General features: G+C 34.6%; 23 protein-coding genes and 2 pseudogenes. 19 read left to right on the top strand and 6 right to left on the bottom strand.

Features of this window, described 5'->3' with window-relative positions:
• Positions 1–32 precede the first annotated feature (32 nt).
• Together ACU68W_RS05970 and ACU68W_RS05965 are read right to left on the bottom strand one after the other, a co-directional pair.
• A complete protein-coding gene (locus ACU68W_RS05970) occupies positions 33–485 on the bottom strand; it encodes a COG2426 family protein (protein ID WP_308611460.1) in 453 nt (150 codons plus the stop codon).
• Positions 486–493: 8 nt separating this feature from the next.
• A complete protein-coding gene (locus ACU68W_RS05965) occupies positions 494–1,144 on the bottom strand; it encodes an HAD family hydrolase (protein WP_094207898.1) in 651 nt (216 codons plus the stop codon).
• A gap of 161 nt (positions 1,145–1,305) precedes the next feature.
• On the opposite strand from ACU68W_RS05965, the gene ACU68W_RS05960 reads away from it, so the two are divergent.
• The 15 genes and pseudogenes from ACU68W_RS05960 (at position 1,306) to ACU68W_RS05890 (ending at position 14,057) form a co-directional block, all read left to right on the top strand.
• Positions 1,306–2,538 (top strand): aminopeptidase, encoded by a 1,233-nt coding sequence (locus tag ACU68W_RS05960; protein WP_412412133.1) that lies wholly within the window; start codon positions 1,306–1,308, stop codon positions 2,536–2,538.
• The gene (pepF, locus tag ACU68W_RS05955; RefSeq protein ID WP_278736202.1) at positions 2,538–4,334 is read left to right on the top strand and encodes an oligoendopeptidase F; all 1,797 of its coding nucleotides are present in this window, start codon (positions 2,538–2,540) and stop codon (positions 4,332–4,334) included. The genes ACU68W_RS05960 and pepF overlap by 1 nt, the downstream gene beginning before the upstream one ends.
• A 51-nt stretch (positions 4,335–4,385) precedes the next feature.
• The gene (locus tag ACU68W_RS05950) at positions 4,386–5,270 is read left to right on the top strand and encodes an ABC transporter ATP-binding protein (protein ID WP_278736204.1); all 885 of its coding nucleotides are present in this window, start codon (positions 4,386–4,388) and stop codon (positions 5,268–5,270) included.
• Positions 5,263–6,015, top strand: coding sequence for an antibiotic ABC transporter permease (locus ACU68W_RS05945; RefSeq protein WP_094224102.1), 753 nt, complete (start codon positions 5,263–5,265; stop codon positions 6,013–6,015). Before ACU68W_RS05950 ends, ACU68W_RS05945 begins: the two co-directional genes overlap by 8 nt.
• Positions 6,005–6,676, top strand: a complete 672-nt coding sequence (locus tag ACU68W_RS05940) for an antibiotic ABC transporter permease (RefSeq protein ID WP_278736206.1) — start codon at positions 6,005–6,007, stop codon at positions 6,674–6,676. The genes ACU68W_RS05945 and ACU68W_RS05940 overlap by 11 nt, the downstream gene beginning before the upstream one ends.
• The gene (locus ACU68W_RS05935; RefSeq protein WP_446756280.1) at positions 6,676–7,977 is read left to right on the top strand and encodes an MFS transporter; all 1,302 of its coding nucleotides are present in this window, start codon (positions 6,676–6,678) and stop codon (positions 7,975–7,977) included. The genes ACU68W_RS05940 and ACU68W_RS05935 overlap by 1 nt, the downstream gene beginning before the upstream one ends.
• Before the next feature lie 56 nt (positions 7,978–8,033).
• On the top strand, positions 8,034–8,393 hold the full coding sequence (locus ACU68W_RS05930) for a desulfoferrodoxin family protein (RefSeq protein WP_002835885.1): 360 nt from the start codon (positions 8,034–8,036) through the stop codon (positions 8,391–8,393).
• Between the two features lie 147 nt (positions 8,394–8,540).
• Positions 8,541–9,902, top strand: a complete 1,362-nt coding sequence (locus ACU68W_RS05925; protein WP_446756279.1) for a DUF2207 domain-containing protein — start codon at positions 8,541–8,543, stop codon at positions 9,900–9,902.
• A gap of 37 nt (positions 9,903–9,939) precedes the next feature.
• Entirely contained in the window at positions 9,940–10,479 is a 540-nt protein-coding gene (locus ACU68W_RS05920; RefSeq protein ID WP_094207906.1) for a helix-turn-helix domain-containing protein, read from the top strand.
• A pseudogene (locus ACU68W_RS05915) lies at positions 10,461–11,132 on the top strand (IS3 family transposase); the annotation flags it as partial. The gene ACU68W_RS05920 and the pseudogene ACU68W_RS05915, both read left to right, overlap by 19 nt.
• 15 nt (positions 11,133–11,147) lie before the next feature.
• Positions 11,148–11,336, top strand: a pseudogene (locus ACU68W_RS05910) (IS3 family transposase); the annotation flags it as partial.
• Positions 11,337–11,347: 11 nt separating this feature from the next.
• Positions 11,348–11,737: a DUF2207 family protein gene (locus ACU68W_RS05905; RefSeq protein ID WP_148131417.1), complete on the top strand. Its 390-nt coding sequence runs from the start codon at positions 11,348–11,350 to the stop codon at positions 11,735–11,737.
• A 17-nt stretch (positions 11,738–11,754) separates the two neighbouring features.
• Positions 11,755–12,297 (top strand): LemA family protein, encoded by a 543-nt coding sequence (locus tag ACU68W_RS05900; protein WP_094222996.1) that lies wholly within the window; start codon positions 11,755–11,757, stop codon positions 12,295–12,297.
• 123 nt (positions 12,298–12,420) lie between these two features.
• Positions 12,421–13,329 (top strand): radical SAM protein, encoded by a 909-nt coding sequence (locus ACU68W_RS05895; protein ID WP_094222997.1) that lies wholly within the window; start codon positions 12,421–12,423, stop codon positions 13,327–13,329.
• Positions 13,329–14,057 (top strand): biotin--[acetyl-CoA-carboxylase] ligase, encoded by a 729-nt coding sequence (locus tag ACU68W_RS05890; RefSeq protein WP_094207910.1) that lies wholly within the window; start codon positions 13,329–13,331, stop codon positions 14,055–14,057. Before ACU68W_RS05895 ends, ACU68W_RS05890 begins: the two co-directional genes overlap by 1 nt.
• Positions 14,058–14,069: 12 nt before the next feature.
• Here ACU68W_RS05890 and relB read toward each other — a convergent pair whose 3' ends face one another.
• Entirely contained in the window at positions 14,070–14,297 is a 228-nt protein-coding gene (gene relB, locus ACU68W_RS05885) for a type II toxin-antitoxin system RelB family antitoxin (RefSeq protein WP_094207911.1), read from the bottom strand.
• A gap of 92 nt (positions 14,298–14,389) precedes the next feature.
• Here relB and ACU68W_RS05880 point away from each other — a divergent pair, with 92 nt between their 5' ends.
• Genes ACU68W_RS05880 through ACU68W_RS05865 form a run of 4 tightly spaced genes read left to right on the top strand, consistent with a single transcriptional unit; the run spans position 14,390 to position 17,215 of the window.
• Complete coding sequence (locus ACU68W_RS05880) at positions 14,390–14,791, top strand: ArsR/SmtB family transcription factor (protein ID WP_156849577.1); 402 nt, start codon at positions 14,390–14,392, stop codon at positions 14,789–14,791.
• Positions 14,792–14,830: 39 nt separating this feature from the next.
• Complete coding sequence (locus ACU68W_RS05875) at positions 14,831–15,046, top strand: cation transporter (RefSeq protein ID WP_094207913.1); 216 nt, start codon at positions 14,831–14,833, stop codon at positions 15,044–15,046.
• Positions 15,046–16,857: a heavy metal translocating P-type ATPase gene (locus ACU68W_RS05870; protein ID WP_446756278.1), complete on the top strand. Its 1,812-nt coding sequence runs from the start codon at positions 15,046–15,048 to the stop codon at positions 16,855–16,857. The genes ACU68W_RS05875 and ACU68W_RS05870 overlap by 1 nt, the downstream gene beginning before the upstream one ends.
• Positions 16,858–16,903: 46 nt before the next feature.
• Positions 16,904–17,215 carry a hypothetical protein gene (locus ACU68W_RS05865; protein WP_311437703.1) on the top strand — a complete coding sequence of 104 codons (312 nt, stop codon included), beginning with the start codon at positions 16,904–16,906 and terminating at the stop codon, positions 17,213–17,215.
• Positions 17,216–17,262: 47 nt separating this feature from the next.
• Here the strand turns inward: ACU68W_RS05865 and ACU68W_RS05860 are convergent, their stop codons facing one another.
• From ACU68W_RS05860 to ACU68W_RS05850, 3 genes are all read right to left on the bottom strand, one after another.
• Entirely contained in the window at positions 17,263–17,529 is a 267-nt protein-coding gene (locus ACU68W_RS05860; protein WP_304151839.1) for a type II toxin-antitoxin system RelE/ParE family toxin, read from the bottom strand.
• On the bottom strand, positions 17,529–17,786 hold the full coding sequence (locus tag ACU68W_RS05855; RefSeq protein ID WP_094203134.1) for an AbrB/MazE/SpoVT family DNA-binding domain-containing protein: 258 nt from the start codon (positions 17,784–17,786) through the stop codon (positions 17,529–17,531). The genes ACU68W_RS05860 and ACU68W_RS05855 overlap by 1 nt, the downstream gene beginning before the upstream one ends.
• A 104-nt stretch (positions 17,787–17,890) precedes the next feature.
• A complete protein-coding gene (locus ACU68W_RS05850) occupies positions 17,891–18,466 on the bottom strand; it encodes an ECF transporter S component (protein WP_294685430.1) in 576 nt (191 codons plus the stop codon).
• Position 18,467 lies beyond the last annotated feature (1 nt).

Below are 18,467 nucleotides of genomic sequence, written 5' to 3'. Positions count from 1 at the left end.
AAAAAACAAAAAAAGGTGTGTAATTTCACACCTTATTTAATCACATTTAACACTCCCATTGTTGAAAGCATCACGATAGTTCCTGCTGTGATGACTCCAAGTATTATGGGAAGCATACTTTTTTTGGGAGTTAATCCCAAGAATGATGCCACCAATGCGCCAGTCCAAGCGCCTGTTCCAGGAAGTGGAATCGCCACCAAAATGTATAGTCCCAGTCTTCCGTATTTGTCGATAGTCTTGCTTTTTTCTTGTGCTTTTTTGTTAATCCAATCCACAAACGGTTTGAAAGTGTCGATTGTATCCAACCATTGTAGGACTTTTTGTGTCAGCAAAATCAAAAATGGTATCGGCAATATGTTGCCAATCACAGACAAGAAGAACGCCAATGCAGGGTTGATGTTATTTGCAAGTGCGTAAATCATCGACCCTCTGATTTCCAAAACAGGAAGCATGGACAATATTAACATGTAAATTATTTTATTCATCCCATCTCCTATTTAAACAAATCGTAGTCCAAATCATCGTACGATTCGATGTATTGGTCCACTTTTTCATCAATTATATCATAATCATTAACAGTGGATTCGTCAGTTATTCCCACGATTTTAAATCCCATTTTGTCGACCGTATCGATGCAGTACAACGCATCTTCAAATACAATCGTGTCATCCACATTAGAGCCCAATTTTTCCAAAGCACTATTCCAATATTCGTTTTCGTATTTGTGGTATCCCACGGATTTACAAGTTTGCACGAATTCAAAATAATCCAATATCCCTTGCTTTTCAAGAGCTGGAATTGCCAAGTGGTCTTCTGTGGCTGTTGCAACACACATTTTAATTCCCATTGATTTTAGTTTTTCGAGCATATCCAAAACGCCCGGTTTCAAATCAAATTCATTCATATATCCGTTTCTAATTGTGTAATATATAAAGTTCAAACCATCGTCTGTGGTTTTTTTGATGTCAAAAGTTTCGTGAATATAATCTATGGATGTCAAAAGTGTTTTGGTTTTGATTTTCTTGATAAAATCATCGTCTGGTGTTATTCCCAAATTTTTCATGTAATCTAGTATAACTCTGTTCCATTTGTACATGGAGTTAATCAAAGTTCCATCCATATCAAAAATTGCGTATTTAATCATAAATTCATCCTTTCATTTATATTTAGATTTTAGTATATGGGGTATGTAAAGTCAATCAAAATCCAGTGTTTTTACGTATTTTACAAATATTTTATTTTTATAAAATTGAAAAATTATTGGGAAAACCATATAATATTATTAGTGATATGAGGAGGAATAATATGGAAAATTTTGACAAAAAACTAAACAATTACGCAAGATTAATTATCGAAAAAGGAATCAATGCAAACGATAGACCACTTGTAATTCGTTGTGCAGTTGAAAGAGCTGACTTTGCAAGACTTTTGGTAAAATACGCTTATGAAAAAGGCTGCAGCGAAGTTATCATGGAATGGAATGACGATGAAATCAACAGAATGTACTACGAAAACGCATCAGAGGAAGCATTGAAGGACTTTCCAGATTTTATCGTTGAAAAATCCAAATACTATTTTGAAAAAAAGGCAGGGGTAATATCTGTATCTTGCCAAGATCCTGAAAATTTGAAGGGCGTGGATGCTGACAGAGTTCAAATGAGATCCAAGGTTTCTGCTGAAAAGATGAAGCCAATTCAAAAATACACAATGAACGACATCAACAGCTGGTGTGTTGTAGCAGCTCCAAGTGTTGGCTGGGCGAAGAGAGTATTCCCAGAACTTTCAGAAGAAGAAGCTGTGGAAAAATTGTGGGATCAAATCTTCAAGGCAACTCGTTCTGACACAGAAGATCCTATCAAAGCGTGGGATGAACATTTGGATACAATGAACAAACACGCAGAGTTTATGAACAAGCACCAATTCGTGAAGCTTCACTATACAAACTCATTGGGAACTGATTTGACAATCGAACTTCCAAAAGGACACGTGTGGATAGCTGCACAATCCACAGATAATTACGGAAATGATTTCGTGCCAAACATTCCAACAGAAGAAGTGTTCACAGCCCCTCACAAAGACAAGGTAAACGGCGTTGTGTACAGCACTAAGCCTTTGAATTACGGTGGCAACACTATCGACAAGATGAGATTTGAATTTAAAGATGGAAAAGTTGTGGATTTCGATGCAGAAGTTGGCAAGGAAACTTTGAAGAATATGTTTGATACTGATGAAAATGGAAAATATTTGGGAGAAGTGGCACTCGTTCCTTACGAATCACCAATTTCCAAATCAAACGTTACATTCATCAAAACATTGTACGACGAAAATGCATCATGTCACCTTGCATTCGGTCAAGCTTATCCAACTTGCGTAGAAGGAGGAGTAGACATGAATGAAGATGAATTGAAGAAAAATGGAATCAACGATTCATTGATTCACGTCGATTTCATGGTTGGTTCTGAAGATATGAGAATCGTTGGAACTACAGCTGATGGCAAAGAAGTAGAAGTATTTAAGGAAGGAAACTGGGCAATCTAATGGATATACTAAAATATTGCAAAAGAGAAGAAGCAGACCCACAATACATGTGGGATTTGTCTGCATTATATAAAACAGAAGAAGAATTCGAAAAAGCAGTGAAGACAATTGATTTGATGGCAGATGATTTCAAGAAAAATTACGAAAACAAACTCAAATCAGCAGACATCATCAAAAACGCAATGGACGATTACAGAGATATCGTGGCTAATATCGACCGCATCGCACACTACGCATCACTTGATGTGGAAGCAGACGGCCACAACGAAAAATCTCAAAAAAGAGCCATGACTACATTCACAAAAATCGCAGACATAGAAAACAAAATGAGCTTTTTTGAAACAGAACTTGTACAAGTTGACGAACAAACACTTGAAGAAGTGAAAAACGACACCAACAACACAAGATACATCGACGATTTGTTGAAGAAAAAAGAACACATCTTATCCAAAGAAGTGGAAAATGCGATAAGCAAATTCTCACAAACATTCAGCTCATTCTACGAAATCTACAATACAACGAAAATTCACGACATCACATTCCCTGATTTCGAAGTAAATGGCAAAAAATACGAAATGACTTACAATTTGTTCGAAGGAGTTTACGACAACGACCCTGACACAGATTTGAGAAGAAAATCATACGAAGTGTTCTACAGCGAACTTGCAAAATACAAAAACACAACAGCGATGATTTATCTATCACATTGCCAAGCAGAAAAGGCAGAAAGTGAACTAAGAGGATACGACTCAGTAATAGATTTCTTATTAGACAGACAAAACATCTCTAGTGAATTGTACGACAGACAACTAGATGTAATCATGCAAGAACTTCCTAAACACATGAGAAAATATGCCCAAATCATCAAAAAAGAATACGATTTGGACAAAGTTACATTCATGGACTTGAAGCTAGATGTGGAAAACTCATTCTCCAAAAACATTTCAGTAGAAGATGCAAGGAATTTGGTCAAGGACGGACTATCTATTCTAGGTGAAGATTATTCCAAAATGCTAGATCGTGCATTTGACGAAAAATGGATTGATTTTGTAAACACATTCGGAAAATCAACAGGAGCATTCTGCGCATCTCCATTCTTGGCACATCCATACGTGTTGATATCTTGGACTGGCAAACTAACAGAAGCTATCGTATTGTCACACGAATTGGGACATGCAGGACAATCCTACATCTCACAAAAAACACAAAACGTATTGGACAACGACCCATCAATGTACTTCGTGGAATCACCATCCACAACAAACGAACTCATCATGAGCAGATACTTGCTAGAAAAAGCAACAACTGACCAAGAAAGAAGATATTTGTGTGGACAAATAATCTCCAGAACCTACTTCCACAACTTCGTCACACACTTTATCGAAGGATACTACCAAAGAGAAGTGTACAAACTAATCGATAAGAAAGAAGGATTCACAGCAGATGATTTGTCAAGAATATTCAAAGAAACACTACAAAAATTCTGGGGAGAAGACGTTGAAATCAACGAAGGATCAGAATTAACATGGATGAGACAACCTCACTACTACATGGGATTGTATCCATACACTTACTCCGCAGGACTAACAATCGGAACACAAGTATCCAAAATGATTGTCGAAGAAGGAAAACCAGCAGCAGACAGATGGCTTAAAGCATTGGCATTAGGCTCCACAGAGGATTCTGTCGGAATCGCAAAAGCTGCAGGAGTAGACATCACAACAGATAAACCACTCAAAGACACCATCGAATACATCGGTAAAGTAATCGATGACATCGAAAAATACGACAAATAATATAAAATTGGCACCGTTTTGGTGCCAATTTACATAGATAAGAGGCAACAGATGTATATACAATTTAATAATATTAAAAAATCATTCGACGGAAATACTGTACTTGACGTTGAGAATTTACAAATAGAAAAAGGCGAAATAGTTTCAATTATCGGGAAAAATGGATCTGGTAAAAGCACATTAATTAAAATTTTGTGTGGATTATTGTATCAAGATCAAGGAGAATGCAGTGTTGATAATATATCCAACAAAAACTCTAAAATCAGAGAACACACCAAACTTGTGCTTGAAAGTGGTGGAGGATATTACGATTATTTAACAGCCACTGAAAACATCATGTATTTTCTCGGACTAAACCACGTTAATTACAATGAAAATGAAGTGAATAATTTGATGAACAAACTCGATTTTACAGAGTTCAAGGACAAAAAAGTATCAGAGTTATCGCAAGGAAATCGTCAAAAACTTTCTCTAATAGTGACACTTCTAACCAATCCCGACATAATTTGCCTGGATGAACCTACCAATGGATTGGACATCAATAGCATGAATATTCTGTTGAATTTTCTACACAAAATAGCAGTTGAAGACCAAAAGACAGTCATCTTCACTAGTCACGACCTATCATTTATGAAAAACATCAACTCCAGATTAATACTAATAAATGAAGGGAAAATCGTACTGGATAAACCATCAAAACAGTTATTTGATTCAAAAGACTTACAAAAAGACATCATTGAAATAGAAAACACCAACAGACATCTACTAGATAATTTGAAGAAAACGAAATACGAATTTACCGACAATTCAATTATACTGTCAGTTTACGATGAAGATGAGAAGGAATTTCTACTGAAAAACTGTGACATCATAAGTATGAGAAAAGAATCTTTAAATGCAGAAGATGTGTACTTCAGGGTGATTTCAAATGTTTAGTAAATTGTTATTGGAATTTAACAGAGATTTCTCAGAAATCAAAAAATACAAATTCAACGTCATATTTGCAAACATCGCAGTGCTTTTGATGGCACTTTTCATCATAGATGGGCTGTTTGTAAAAGAAAAAGAAATCGTGTTTTTGATGATGATATTGTGGTATTATGCTACTTATGCGATTGAATCACCAACGTTTTTGATACAAAACGAAATAACAGACAGAACACTGATATCAATTGTTCAATCAAAAACAGGGATACTATCTGTAGTTTTGTACAGAAATTTAGTGGAATGTTTGATGAATACGATAAAAGTAATCGTGATATTCACACTGATATTTGTATCAGTAGACTTTGATTATTCGAAATTCAACCACATTCCTATAATAATTTTGGTGATGGTTGTGTCTGTGTTCATACTTTATCAATTGGGCACTTTCTTATCAAGCTTCACATTATTATATAAAAGACTTGGAAGTTTTGTCGCCTTGGCAGAAACATATATGTTGTTTTTCGGAGATATTACAGTAAAAGTGAACAACAAAGTGCTTTTATTTATTAATAAAATAATATTCCCATTTAACAACGCTCGTGAAATCTTCACACAATTACAACTGAATAATGTGAGATATGATTTGATAATACAGCTTTTGATTCAGGCTTTGATATTGTCCGTTTTGGTCAAATTTTCATACGATAAAAACATTCAAAAAAGCATGAAAAGAGGTAATTTGTATGGCATATAAATACGGAGAATTAAAAAAATACATCGATGAAAACAAAAACTATAAAATCGAATATTTCTCAAAGTTAATATCGGATATTATCATGCTTGCAGGTGTTTCATTTATGCTAAAATCAACGGATAATTGGAACAACGAATCATTCACATATTTTTTTATATGGTATTTGTTACAAACAGTGCTATTTGAACTCGTTAAATCCATAGAATTTGAAATCAAAAGCGACGGGCTGATTAATATGATTTCATCTAGAACTAGCATTGTAATGATTTATTTCAAAAGAAGCATCGTTTGGTTAGTAAAAGCTGTGATTTTATTTTCGATTGTAATATTTTTATCGGGAAATGGATTAAACGGGATAATACAATTCAAGCCTAATTTAATACTAGCGATAATCTTTTCATTAATTCTAATGTATGGAGTGTTCTTCTTATTCATGGCACTTACATTAATTTACGAAAGAGTCGCATCATTTACTGGATTTATCACAACAGCGTTTTTGATATTTGGATACAAACTCACAATAACACAAGAAATCAGAAAAATAATTGTGGGAAATCAAGCAGATATGAAGAAAATTGTGCTGAATTTGATACTTTTATATGCTGTGGCGTATCATTTTATGAAAAAAGCAAGAACGAAATTACAGTATAGGGGATTCTAATGAACGAAAAATTTAAAAAATTTATGGTGGTATGGTTTGGGCAATTTGTGTCTATGCTTGGGTCGGGGATTTCATCATTTGGATTATCGTTGTGGATTTTCATGATGACAAAAAGTGCCACGACTTTTGCGATGACGTTTTTAGTTCAAATTTTACCGGGAATTATATTTGCTCCTTTTGCAGGATCAATGGCAGACAGAAAACAACGAAAACATATTATAGTGTTAACCGATTCACTTGATGCTGTACTTAAAGTTATACTTATGATTTTACTTGCGACGGGAAGTATGAAAGTGTGGATGGTATATCCGTTGACTTTCTTGTCGCAAACTTTGGGTACATTTCAAAATCCAGCATTCAATGCGACGATTCCACTTCTGGTTGAGAAGAAGGACATTCCAAGAGCAAATGGTTTTATGCAACTTATCAGGGCGATTCAAAATATGCTTGCGCCGTTGATTGCAGGTGCGCTATTTCCATTTATAGGATTGACGGGATTGTTTGTAATTGATTTTATAAGTTTCTTCGTCGCTATTTTGACGATTTTACCACAAAAAATCGAGCAAGAAATCGAAGAAGTTAAGGAATCTAATTTTACCAAGACAATTGTTAGTGATTTGAAAATAGCTTTTGAAGTGTTAAAACAAAAGCAAGGATTTATACAAATAATTGTCGTGTTTTCAATTTTGAATTTTGTGGCAAATATAGCTATGGTTTTGGTTGGTCCGTTGGTAATGAGTAATTATGACACAAAAATTTACGGACTTGTAAATTCTGTGTCGGGAATTGCAATGGTGTTAGGTGGAGTAATTTCTGGTGCAATTCCAAGTGAGAAAAACAAAGTAAGATCGATTTTCCTAAGCTTAATAATTTGTTCAATTGGATTGATAGTAATGGGAATAAATTACAGCTGGATTGTTATTGCTGTGGGATTTTTCTTATTTATGATTCCTACTCCTTATGCTAATGGAACTTTCGGTTCACTGATGCAATTGAAAATAGAGACTAAAATGCTTGGAAGAGTGGGCTCACTGGTAGATTGTCTAATGAAGATTATCACACCTATAGCGATTATTTTAGCTGGATTTTTGGCTGATAATGTGTTCAATCCACTTTTAGTAAAGGGCGGCAAATTGTCTGACACTTTCATCGGGAAAATCATTGGAGTTGGAAATGGCAGAGGAATTGGACTGTTATTTGTGATTTGTGGAAGTATTCTACTTATCATTTGCGTGATGATGCTTTTGAATAAAAACATTAACCAACTTGAAGAACTAAACCCAGATGTAATTAATGATTAGTTTAATGTAATTGGGGTATAAATACTCTGTAAGAAATTTTATAGGGGGTAATATTAATGGCTAAATTAACAGAAACAGTTCAATCTGGAGATTGGAAAGCAGAAAAACACGTTCCAGTTATTCATATTGATAAAAAAGACGACGGATTCAAAGTATGCGCAATCGTAGGTGAAGAAATCGAACACCCAAACACTTTCGAACACCACATTGCATGGATTAAAGTATTCTTCCAACCAGAAGGAGAAAAATTCCCAGTAGAAGTAGCTTCTTACCAAGCAGCAGCTCATGGCGAAGGCGAAGTATTCACTAAACCACACGCTCACGCTTATGTAAAATCTACTAAACCAGGTAAAGTATTCGCATTAAGTTATTGCAATATCCATGGTTTATGGGAAAGTGCTGAAGAAGTAAAATAGTTTGATATAATGAGAGCTCTTAGTGGAGCTCTTTTTTTGTGTAAACTTTGATAATACGATTTATTGAGTATTAAGTAAATTTTACAAGTTTTTTATATAACTTTTGAATATTTGGGTAATTATATAATAATAAAGAGGAGGTGTTAGATGAAGAGATTAAGGTTAAGGGGAATTTTAATAATTGCGTTTCTTATAATGCTTATGACATCTAAGGTTTCTCTTGCTGATTCTATAGATTCTATCGATACTAATGCTGTGATAGAAAAGGATGGTTCTATTTCTATTACGCAGGTGTGGAAGGCTAATCCAGATTCTGGTACGGAATTTTTTATTCCTATGCAAAATCTAAATCATATGCAGATTGAGGATTTTACGGTTTCCGATGAAAAGGGTCCGTATGAACGTATGAATCCGTGGAATGTGGATTCGAATTTTAGCGAAAAAGCTAGAAAATACGGGATAAATCAGACGTCAGATGGTATTGAATTATGCTTTGGTAAGACTGAGTTTAAGGATAAGACTTACACGATTCGTTATAAATTTAAAAATGCTGTGACATCTTTTAATGATTATGATGGTTTTAATATTAGATTTGTAAATGATAAGATGGATCCTTCGCCTGATAAGGTTAGTTTGAAGATTAGCCTATATGATGGGAAATTAGACAAAGATAATGCTAAGGTGTGGGGATTTGGTTATGATGGTAATGTCAATTTAGAAAATGGCAAGATTGTTGCCAAAACAAAAAAATTTGATTCATCTAACTATATGAACATTATGTTATCCTTGAATAAGGGAATTATTAGCTCAAATCATACTTCGAACAAGAGCATTGATACTTTGGTTAATAAGGCTTTTGAAGGGTCTGATTATTCGTATGATGATTACAAGAACGGTGGAGTTTACGATAAAGGCGGAACTCCTACAAGCACTATTGATAAAATTTTTGGTGTATTTACTGCTGTAATGGGCGTAATTGGTGCATCTTTAGGAATATTTGCGATAGTTAATCCAAATAGGAACAAGAATATCAAAAATGTCGGCAAAGTTGACAGAAAAAAACCACAATATCACAGGGAGATTCCTTTTGAAAAGAATTTAATGGCAAATTTTTATGCATATAATGGAAAAGAAAATATGGTTGAAAATATTTTGTCTGCAACGCTTTTGGTGTGGTTAAGAGATGGCAATATTGATTTTACAACTTCACATGAAAAGTCAGCCATATTACGCAGAGATATCGAAAAATATAATATAGAGATTCTCAAAGAACCTGAGTTCAATAGCGATTACGAACAATGGTTGTTTTCAAGCTTGCAAGATTCATCGGGAGATGACATGATTTTGACTGAAAAAGAATATAAGGAATACCTAAAGGATGACGATGATTTCTTCGAAAATATTATTAAATCTATTGAAAAAGAAGGAAAGAAGTTTTTATTAGATAATGAATATATTGAAAATTCAGGTGGAATGTTCAGAAAATATTCATACACTCAAATGATCTGAACCCCAAAATCCGGAATACGGATGGAGGGGTTTTTGTATGCCAAAATATACAAAAGAATTTAAAATAAAATTAGTACTAGAATACTTATCAGGTAAATCTGGAGGCTATAGAATTGTAGCTAAAAAACATGATATTCCTTGGACTACATTAAGAGTATGGATAAATCAATACAAATTTGGTGGCTCCGATAAATTATCTAAAAAGTTAAAAAACAATAAATACACTAGTGAATTTAAGCTATCTGTAATACAATATAGGCAAATCAATAATACTTCGCTTAGAGAGACTGCTGAGTATTTCGATATCGCTAATGGAGCAATGATTTGTAATTGGGAGAAAAAATACAAAGAAAGTGGTTTATCTGGGTTAGAAGACAATAGAGGAAGGCCTAAAAAAGATATGACTAAATTAAATAAGAATTCAAAGGATAATACTCCAATAAACGAAAGCGAAAGAGAAGAATTAATAAGACTAAGAGAAGAAAATAGACTTCTCAAAATGAAAATAATCTACGAAAAAAAGCTACAAGCCTTGCTACTGGAAGAGGAAGCAGAAGCAAGAAAAAGACAAAGATAATCCTCAAACTACAAAAAGAATATCCAAAAAGCAAGGTAAGTGAATGGATAGAAATAGCTAAGTTACCAAAATCATCCTACTATGAATGGAAGATAAAATTAGAAAATCCAACAGACAAAGACAAAGAAGTTAAAGATGAAATTAAAACAATAATAGAGACATCAAAAGGTAGATATGGCTACAGAAGAGTAACTATGGTATTAAAAAATAAAGGCTTTAATATCAACCATAAAAGAGTATTAAGAATAATGAGAGAAGAATCCTTGCTATGTACTAAATTCAAAACTAGATCAAGAAAATATTCATCATACAAAGGACAAATAGGAAAAGTAGCAGATAATGTAGTAAGAAGACAATTTAGCGCTACTAAACCAAATCAATTATGGTTAACAGATGTAACAGAATTTAGATTGAGAGGCAAAGAAGAAAAACTCTATCTATCACCAATACTAGACCTATACAACAGCGAAATAATTAGCTATACATTAAGCAATCACCCAACAACTAAATTAACCAATACAATGTTAGAAAAAGCAATAAATAAAACAAAAGATATAAGTAAACTAATAATACACTCAGACCAAGGATTTCATTATCAACATAGTACTTGGACAAATAAGTTAGAAAAATTGAAAATTACACAAAGCATGTAAAGAAAAGGAAATTGTCTAGACAATTCTCCAATGGAGAACTTCTTTGGGATATTAAAACAAGAAATGTATTATGGAGTTGAATTTAAAAGTTATGATGAATTAGTTAATGAGATCGAAAGATATATCAAATGGTACAATGAGGATAGGATTAAGACAAAATTAAACGGAATGTCTCCTGTTATGTACAGATTACATTCCGCTTAAAAGATTATTAAATTATTCCGTGTTTACGGGTTCAGGTCAAAAAAGGGCTTCAAGAGGCAGCGTTAATTCCTGCTTTTGAGAGATTTTTAAAAGATTTTACTCTGATTAATGAGCGTGAACCTATAGAAGTAGCGTTATGGGATGAGGTTTTAATAGGCGCGACGTTGTTTGGAAAGGGCGAAGAGACTTTGAGACAGTTCAAAAAGTTTTATCCAGATTACACGTTCGGAAGTTTCGATAGAGATATCTACACAAGTTATTGGTATCTAAATCACTTTTCAAATAACACTTACAGTCGTGCAATTGCAAACTCACAATCAAGTGCTGGATATGGTGGTGGAGCATCAATTGGAGGCGGTGGCGGATTCTCAGGCGGCGGATCTGGCGGCGGCGGAAGATAAGTTTTAAGGAGGAAATTATGGTAACACTAGGAATATTGATTGCATTAGTTGTGATAATTGCTGTATATTTTATTGCAACTCAGAGAAGTCTTGTAATGACTAAGGAAAATATCACTAATGCTTTTTCACAAATCAAAGTAAGCCAACAATCAAGATTTGACGCTTTGACAGAACTTGCAAAGGCGACAAAAAGTTATTCTGAATACGAATATAAAACTTTGATGGAAGTTATATCTAAGAGACAATCATCAAATGATGTCAAAGGAATCGAAAATAATGAAGAAATCTTAAGAAATCTGTCGGGAAGAATTAACGCATTAGCAGAAAACTATCCTGATTTAAAGGCTTCAGAAACTTACAAGGAAACAATGCAAAGTATAAATAAATACGAAAACACAGTAAGAACATCGAGAATGGTATTTAATGACACTGTTACTATTTATAACAGAAAAGTTAAACAATTCCCAAGTTCTTTGGTGGCTTCAGTGTTAGGATACAGAGCTGAACAATATTTGGAAATGGACGATTCAAAATCAGATATGCCTAACTTGGAGTATTAGTTGAAAATTTGCCGGGCACTTAGTGTCCGGTTTTTTATTTGGTAAAATTAGATACACACAAATTCATATTGCAAACACATCTTGTGTTATAATACTTGTAAAATATCAAACAAAGGTGATTAAATGATTGACGGATTTTACGATAGATATATGTACACTCCGATGCCCGAAATGCACAATGAAATGATTCCCGTAACGGTTGGTTGTTCTTACGGCAAATGCATCTACTGTGATTTGAATGTTGGAAAAAGGTTCAAGGTTTTTGACATTGAAGATGTGAAAAAATATATACAAGATAGGAAAATTTTTTACGAGGACAAGAGGTTTACTCCGAAAAAGTTCACGCTTTTGGAGGGTAACGCCTTGTGTTTGAAGAATGATTATTTGACGGAGATTTTGAAAGAAATCAAAAAGAATTTTCCAAATATGAAATACGTGTCATGTTTTTCCAGAAGTGATGATATTCTCAGAAAAACTGATGAAGAATTGTTGGAACTTAAAAATCTGGGGCTTGATCGCATTTGTATTGGGATTGAGTCGGGAAGCGATTGGGTGCTTTCTTATCATAAAAAAGGTGTTACATCACAAGAACAATTGACGGCACTTCATAGACTGGATAATCTGGGAATAAAATATTCTGTCTACATTATGCTTGGGCTTGGTGGAGAAGCACATTCACGTGAACATATAATGAAGACTGCAGAGTTTCTGAACAAGGTGAATCCGTTTGAAATTGTTGTTGTGAATTTGGTTTTGTTCAAGAATGCAAAGCTTGTAGAAAACGTGAGAAATCACGATTTCAAAAGAGTGTCCATCAGACAGCAAATCATTGAGGAGATAATGCTTGTGGAAAATTTGAATATAAGATGCATCTACAATGGAACTCACAAGACGAAGGCTGTGGCGGTGACATCTGTAATTCCAGACAAGAAGGATGAAATTATCGCTGTTTTGAAACAAAGACTAGAAGATGATGACAAGGAAATGAATAAAAAAGAACGTAAAAAATGGGATAGATGGGATGAAGGTTAATGGATACGGAAAAAATTAAGAGACAAACTGGAATAAATAAGGTGATTTTCAAAAGGGAAGTTACTTCGACTAACGACGAAATTCTGAATGAAAAGCAAGACGATACGTTGATGATTGCATTTTTTCAATCGAAAGGTAAGGGAAGATATGGAAGAAAGTTTTTCTCGCCAGAAAATGGGTTGTATTTCTCGTATTTATTGAATGAAGAAATGACATTCCAACAATCGCAATTCATTACACCAATTATGGGAATTGCCGTAAGCTATGCAATTGACGAAATTTTCGGCGTGAATACGTCGATTAAATGGGTCAATGATGTTCTACTTGACGGTAAGAAAATCTGCGGCATACTCACAGAATGCAAGGTGGAGAAAAATATCTGCCACGATATCGTCGTTGGTGTTGGAATTAACGTCTACCAAACGGATTTTCCAGAAGATATCAAAGATACGGCTGGATTTATTGAAGAAAAAGATGATACAGACAAAAGAGAAGAATTGGTAATAAAAATAATGCAGAATTTCCTAGAATTTTGGAGCGAGGATAGGGATAGTTTGGTTGAAAAATATCGAAAGAAAGCCACGTTCATTGGCAATGAAATCAAAGTCCACAAAAACGGAGATTATATTTCAGCTACTGCAATGAATATGAACGACGATTTTAGCTTGAAAGTAAAATACAACGACGGAACAATTGAAGACTTAAATATAGGAGAGATTTTTTTATAAAATCTCTTTTATTTATTGGTCTATTTCCTTCCAAGCTTCATCGTGATCGACTAATTCGATTTTTTTGTTTTTCTTGGATTCTTCGTATTCTTTTACTACTTGAATGTCGTACTCATCGGATAATTTTTCAAGGGCTAAAGTTTTAATCATTGTTGAAAGTCCCACACCATGAGTGTCGGCAATTTTTTTCAATGCATTTATTTCATTTTCATTAAATCTTACATTAATTTTACGCGACATATTATACTCCTTCTTTTTTAATTCATTATATCAAAAAAATCTCTTTTTTTTATTGACAAAAATACAATAAGGTGTTATTATCAAATTAACAAATGAACAAGTATTCATATGTTCATATAAAGGATGTGATAGATATAGATAAATTCAACGATGAAAAATGTGAAGTAACGCTAATTCACGAGGATAATGTGAAAAAAGCTATCAATGAGCTTCCGGACGACGAATTAATCGCCGATTTGTCCGATATGTTCAAAATTTTCGGAGATCAGACAAGGGTGAAGATTTTGATGGCGTTGGAAAGTGGAGAGATGTGCGTGTGCGACATTGCAGCTGTGATGGATATGAGTCAGTCTGCTATTAGTCACCAATTGAGGGTGTTGAAACAAAGCAACATTGTGAAGACTAGACGTGAGGGAAAAGTTGTGTACTATTCCATTTCGGACGATCATGTGAAGGAAATCTTCGACATGGCGATGGTACACGTGCAAGAATAACGACAAATAATTTAGAAAAATAAAAAAAAGGAGAAAGTTATGAAAAGAAGATACACATTAGAAAATTTGGAATGCGCAAATTGTGCAGCAAAAATGGAAGACGAAATCAAGAAATTGGACGGAGTAAATTCTGTCACTGTGAATTTTATCACTACAAAAATGGTGTTGGATGTAGAAGATGACAAGTTTGATTCTGTGTTGGATCAAGCCAAGGACATCATCAAATCAATTGAGCCTTACGTGGAAGTGAAATAATGAACAAGGAAATTAAATTAACGATAGTTTCGGCTATTCTTTTTGCAATTGGATTTTTCATCGAACAACCTTACGTTAAGCTTTCGGTGTTCGCTGTGAGTTATCTGATTGTGGGAATTCCAGTGATAAAACTTGCGTTTTTGAATTTGAAAAACGGACAGTTATTTGACGAGAATTTTCTGATGATGATTGCAACTGTGGGCGCATTTTTCATTGGAGAATACGCAGAAGCTGTCGCTGTTATGCTTTTTTATCATATCGGGGAGATTTTTCAAGATAAGGCTGTTGGGAAATCTCGTGATTCAATCAAGGAATTGATGGATATTGCGCCGACTTTTGCGAATTTGAAAACGGAAGATGGCTACGACAAGGTGGATCCTTACGATGTGAGCGTGGGAGATATTATCGTGATTAAACCTGGCGAGAAAGTTCCTTTGGACTGCGTGGTTACCGAAGGAAGCTCCATGGTTGACACGAAGGCGTTGACTGGAGAAAGTGTTCCAATCACAGTCGCAAAAGGCGAAGAGCTTATGTCGGGTTACATCGTGGTGGACAAGGTTTTAAATGCAAAAGTTACCAAGGATTTTGAAAACTCTGCAGTGACGAAGATTTTGGATTTGGTGGAAAATGCATCCAGCCAAAAAAGTCAACAAGAAAAATTCATCACGAAATTTGCAAGAGTATACACTCCTGTTGTGGTATTTGTAGCAGCAGCGCTTGCTATATTGATGCCTTTGATTTTGAAACAACCTTTCCAAGTGTGGTTGTATCGTGCGTTGACATTCCTTGTAATTTCGTGTCCTTGCGCACTTGTAATCAGCGTTCCGTTGAGCTTTTTCTCAGGAATTGGTGCGGGCAGCAAGGCTGGGATTTTGGTCAAAGGAAGTAACTACATCGAAAAGTTAGCAGAAACTAACACCGTTGTGATGGATAAAACGGGAACATTGACACAAGGTGTGTTCAAAGTTGTAGAAGCAAAATCATTTGACATATCAGATGAAGAAATGCTCAAATATGTTGCGAGTGCAGAGAAATCCTCCAACCATCCGATTGCACAATCGATTATTGATTATTACGGGGACAAAGAATATTTGAACTTGGACTCTGCAGAAAATATCGCAGGACAAGGAATAAAAGCTGTGATAAATGGCAAACAAATCCTAGCAGGAAATGCTAAGCTTTTAAAAGATGTTGAATTTGAACCGATAAATACTACAGACACTGTTGTATACGTTGCTATAGATGCGAAATTTGCAGGCTACATCAGAATCGCCGACGAAATCAAACAAGACAGCGCCCAAGCAATTGCTGATATGAAAGATGTCGGCATCGAAAAAACTTACATGCTAACTGGTGATGGCGAATCTGTAGCCAAATCAGTCGCAGAAAATCTCAAAATTGACGAATACAAATCCAAGCTACTTCCACAAGATAAGGTTGAAATTGTAAAAGAATTGATAGAAAAAGGAAGAAAAGTTGCATTCGTAGGAGATGGAATCAACGATGCACCGGTGCTTGCTTTAAGCGATGTCGGAATTTCCATGGGACAAATCGGAAGCGATGCGGCAATCGAAGCGAGTGATGTCGTAATCATGACAGACGAGCCAACGAAAATCGCACAAGCAATTAAAATTTCCAAGAAAACACTCAAAATCGCAAAACAAAACGCGTATTTTGCAATCGGTGTGAAAATAATCGTGCTAATATTATCGGCGCTTGGACTTACAAATATGTGGGCTGCAATCTTTGCAGACGTTGGAGTTACAGTGCTTGCTATTTTGAATTCATTCAGAGCTATGCGAGTTAGTTGAGTAAAATCGAAATCTCATTTATACTAATCGTAAAGGAGATGATAAAATGAGAATAGTAGGCTATGTATTTTTGGGAATATTTGCAATAGCACTCATTTACGGGATTTATTCAATATCTAAAATATTTGCAATCGCTAAGATTAGAAAAAATGTCAACTCAGAAAAAGTGTGGCAAACTATATCGCAAAACAATCGCCAACCAGTAGCGTTGGATAGAATCTTGATGAGGAAAAACAACAGAAAATTTACAAAAAAAGAACTAGAAATGATATTAAAAAGAATATCTACTTGTAGAAAATGCATCCTTGTAGGATTATTAGCGTTGATACTTGCAATAGTGTTTATAGCGATAGGGTAATTATAAAAATAGCGTCAGAGTAAAATCTGACGCATTTTTTAATTTAATCAAAAATCAAATAAAATATCGTGATGACCAATATCCAACAAAATAATCATCTCATTATTTTCGTAATACCAAATAATTCGTATATCCATATTTACAGAAGATTCCCACAAGCCATTACTACCTTGAATTTTCTTTGTTCTTAAAGATGGGTGAGTTGGATTATCTATAAAGAATGAAAGTTTTTTCTTGGTTTGCTTTTTTTCGATATCAGATAATTTTTTGTAGTGTTTTTTAAATGATTTCGTGTAAGTTATTTTATAGCTCATTACTTGTCCAACTCTTCAAAAAGAGAATCAATATTGTCAAAAACAGGTTGGTCGCCATTTTCAATCGAAACTTTTAGTTCTTTAACGGATTTTTTTAAATTTTCAATCACACGTTCTGGATATACAGCTACAGGGACGAAAATAATCTTGCCATCTTCTTCCATAACTTCGAATTGATCTCCTTGGTTCAAATCAAGAGAATTCACAATATCTTTTGGAATTGTCACTTGCGACTTTGCTTTAAGTTCAACTAACATATTATCACCTCTCAAGTTAGAATTTCCTACTTTCTAACTTGATTGTAATATTTTTTGTTTGAACTGTCAACATAAAAATGCGTCAGAGTAATCTGACGCATTTTTTAATCCAATAAATGTGAGCGTTTCAACACTGGACGGACTGCCATGTACAAAATATTTGCAACGATAACAGTCACAACAGCATTGAAGAAAGTTACACCGGCACTGATTTTCGCCAATGCAGATGCTATTTGTTGTGGTTGACCCAAGACATATAATTTATAAAAATAACCTACAAATGGATCAGCGAACACGTTGAACAACATCCCTGCACATGAAGCGATAACAGCCCACTTCAAAATGTATTTGTTGTCGTTAGATTCGTTGATTTTCTTAGATTTGTGAGCGATTGCCCCCACAATCAAACCAATACACAACTTCAACACGAAAGTCTTCGGAGCAACCATTATATACACAGGATCCATGATGTCTGCGATAGTCATTCCGATTGCACCAGCAAGTCCACCGTAAAGTCCACCTAGTAAAAGCGCAGCCAAAACCAAGAACACGTTACCAAAATGGATTGATGTGAAATCTCCACCTGGAACTGGCACCTTGATTTGTAAATAAGTGAACGTGATGAAACACAATGCAGCCAGCACCGCACATTGAACAAGCTTGTGAGTTTTTATGTTCAAA

The organism is Finegoldia sp. P2-F-LR, from assembly GCF_052932265.1.
The sequence above is the reverse complement of the archived record's forward strand: the minus strand, read 5'-3'. Positions and strand labels throughout refer to the sequence as shown.

Excerpts from the sequence above, each read along its gene's own strand:
- ACU68W_RS05950 (WP_278736204.1), top strand. The coding sequence starts at position 4,386 with ATGTATATACAATTTAATAATATTAAAAAATCATTCGACGGAAATACT.
- ACU68W_RS05855 (WP_094203134.1), bottom strand. The coding sequence starts at position 17,786 with ATGTTAGTTGAACTTAAAGCAAAGTCGCAAGTGACAATTCCAAAAGAT.
- ACU68W_RS05865 (WP_311437703.1), top strand. The coding sequence starts at position 16,904 with ATGAGAATAGTAGGCTATGTATTTTTGGGAATATTTGCAATAGCACTC.
- ACU68W_RS05965 (WP_094207898.1), bottom strand. The coding sequence starts at position 1,144 with ATGATTAAATACGCAATTTTTGATATGGATGGAACTTTGATTAACTCC.
- pepF (WP_278736202.1), top strand. The coding sequence starts at position 2,538 with ATGGATATACTAAAATATTGCAAAAGAGAAGAAGCAGACCCACAATAC.
- ACU68W_RS05930 (WP_002835885.1), top strand. The coding sequence starts at position 8,034 with ATGGCTAAATTAACAGAAACAGTTCAATCTGGAGATTGGAAAGCAGAA.
- ACU68W_RS05960 (WP_412412133.1), top strand. The coding sequence starts at position 1,306 with ATGGAAAATTTTGACAAAAAACTAAACAATTACGCAAGATTAATTATC.
- ACU68W_RS05920 (WP_094207906.1), top strand. The coding sequence starts at position 9,940 with ATGCCAAAATATACAAAAGAATTTAAAATAAAATTAGTACTAGAATAC.
- ACU68W_RS05895 (WP_094222997.1), top strand. The coding sequence starts at position 12,421 with ATGATTGACGGATTTTACGATAGATATATGTACACTCCGATGCCCGAA.
- ACU68W_RS05940 (WP_278736206.1), top strand. The coding sequence starts at position 6,005 with ATGGCATATAAATACGGAGAATTAAAAAAATACATCGATGAAAACAAA.
- relB (WP_094207911.1), bottom strand. The coding sequence starts at position 14,297 with ATGTCGCGTAAAATTAATGTAAGATTTAATGAAAATGAAATAAATGCA.
- ACU68W_RS05935 (WP_446756280.1), top strand. The coding sequence starts at position 6,676 with ATGAACGAAAAATTTAAAAAATTTATGGTGGTATGGTTTGGGCAATTT.
- ACU68W_RS05925 (WP_446756279.1), top strand. The coding sequence starts at position 8,541 with ATGAAGAGATTAAGGTTAAGGGGAATTTTAATAATTGCGTTTCTTATA.
- ACU68W_RS05860 (WP_304151839.1), bottom strand. The coding sequence starts at position 17,529 with ATGAGCTATAAAATAACTTACACGAAATCATTTAAAAAACACTACAAA.
- ACU68W_RS05900 (WP_094222996.1), top strand. The coding sequence starts at position 11,755 with ATGGTAACACTAGGAATATTGATTGCATTAGTTGTGATAATTGCTGTA.
- ACU68W_RS05870 (WP_446756278.1), top strand. The coding sequence starts at position 15,046 with ATGAACAAGGAAATTAAATTAACGATAGTTTCGGCTATTCTTTTTGCA.
- ACU68W_RS05945 (WP_094224102.1), top strand. The coding sequence starts at position 5,263 with ATGTTTAGTAAATTGTTATTGGAATTTAACAGAGATTTCTCAGAAATC.
- ACU68W_RS05875 (WP_094207913.1), top strand. The coding sequence starts at position 14,831 with ATGAAAAGAAGATACACATTAGAAAATTTGGAATGCGCAAATTGTGCA.
- ACU68W_RS05890 (WP_094207910.1), top strand. The coding sequence starts at position 13,329 with ATGGATACGGAAAAAATTAAGAGACAAACTGGAATAAATAAGGTGATT.
- ACU68W_RS05880 (WP_156849577.1), top strand. The coding sequence starts at position 14,390 with ATGAACAAGTATTCATATGTTCATATAAAGGATGTGATAGATATAGAT.
- ACU68W_RS05970 (WP_308611460.1), bottom strand. The coding sequence starts at position 485 with ATGAATAAAATAATTTACATGTTAATATTGTCCATGCTTCCTGTTTTG.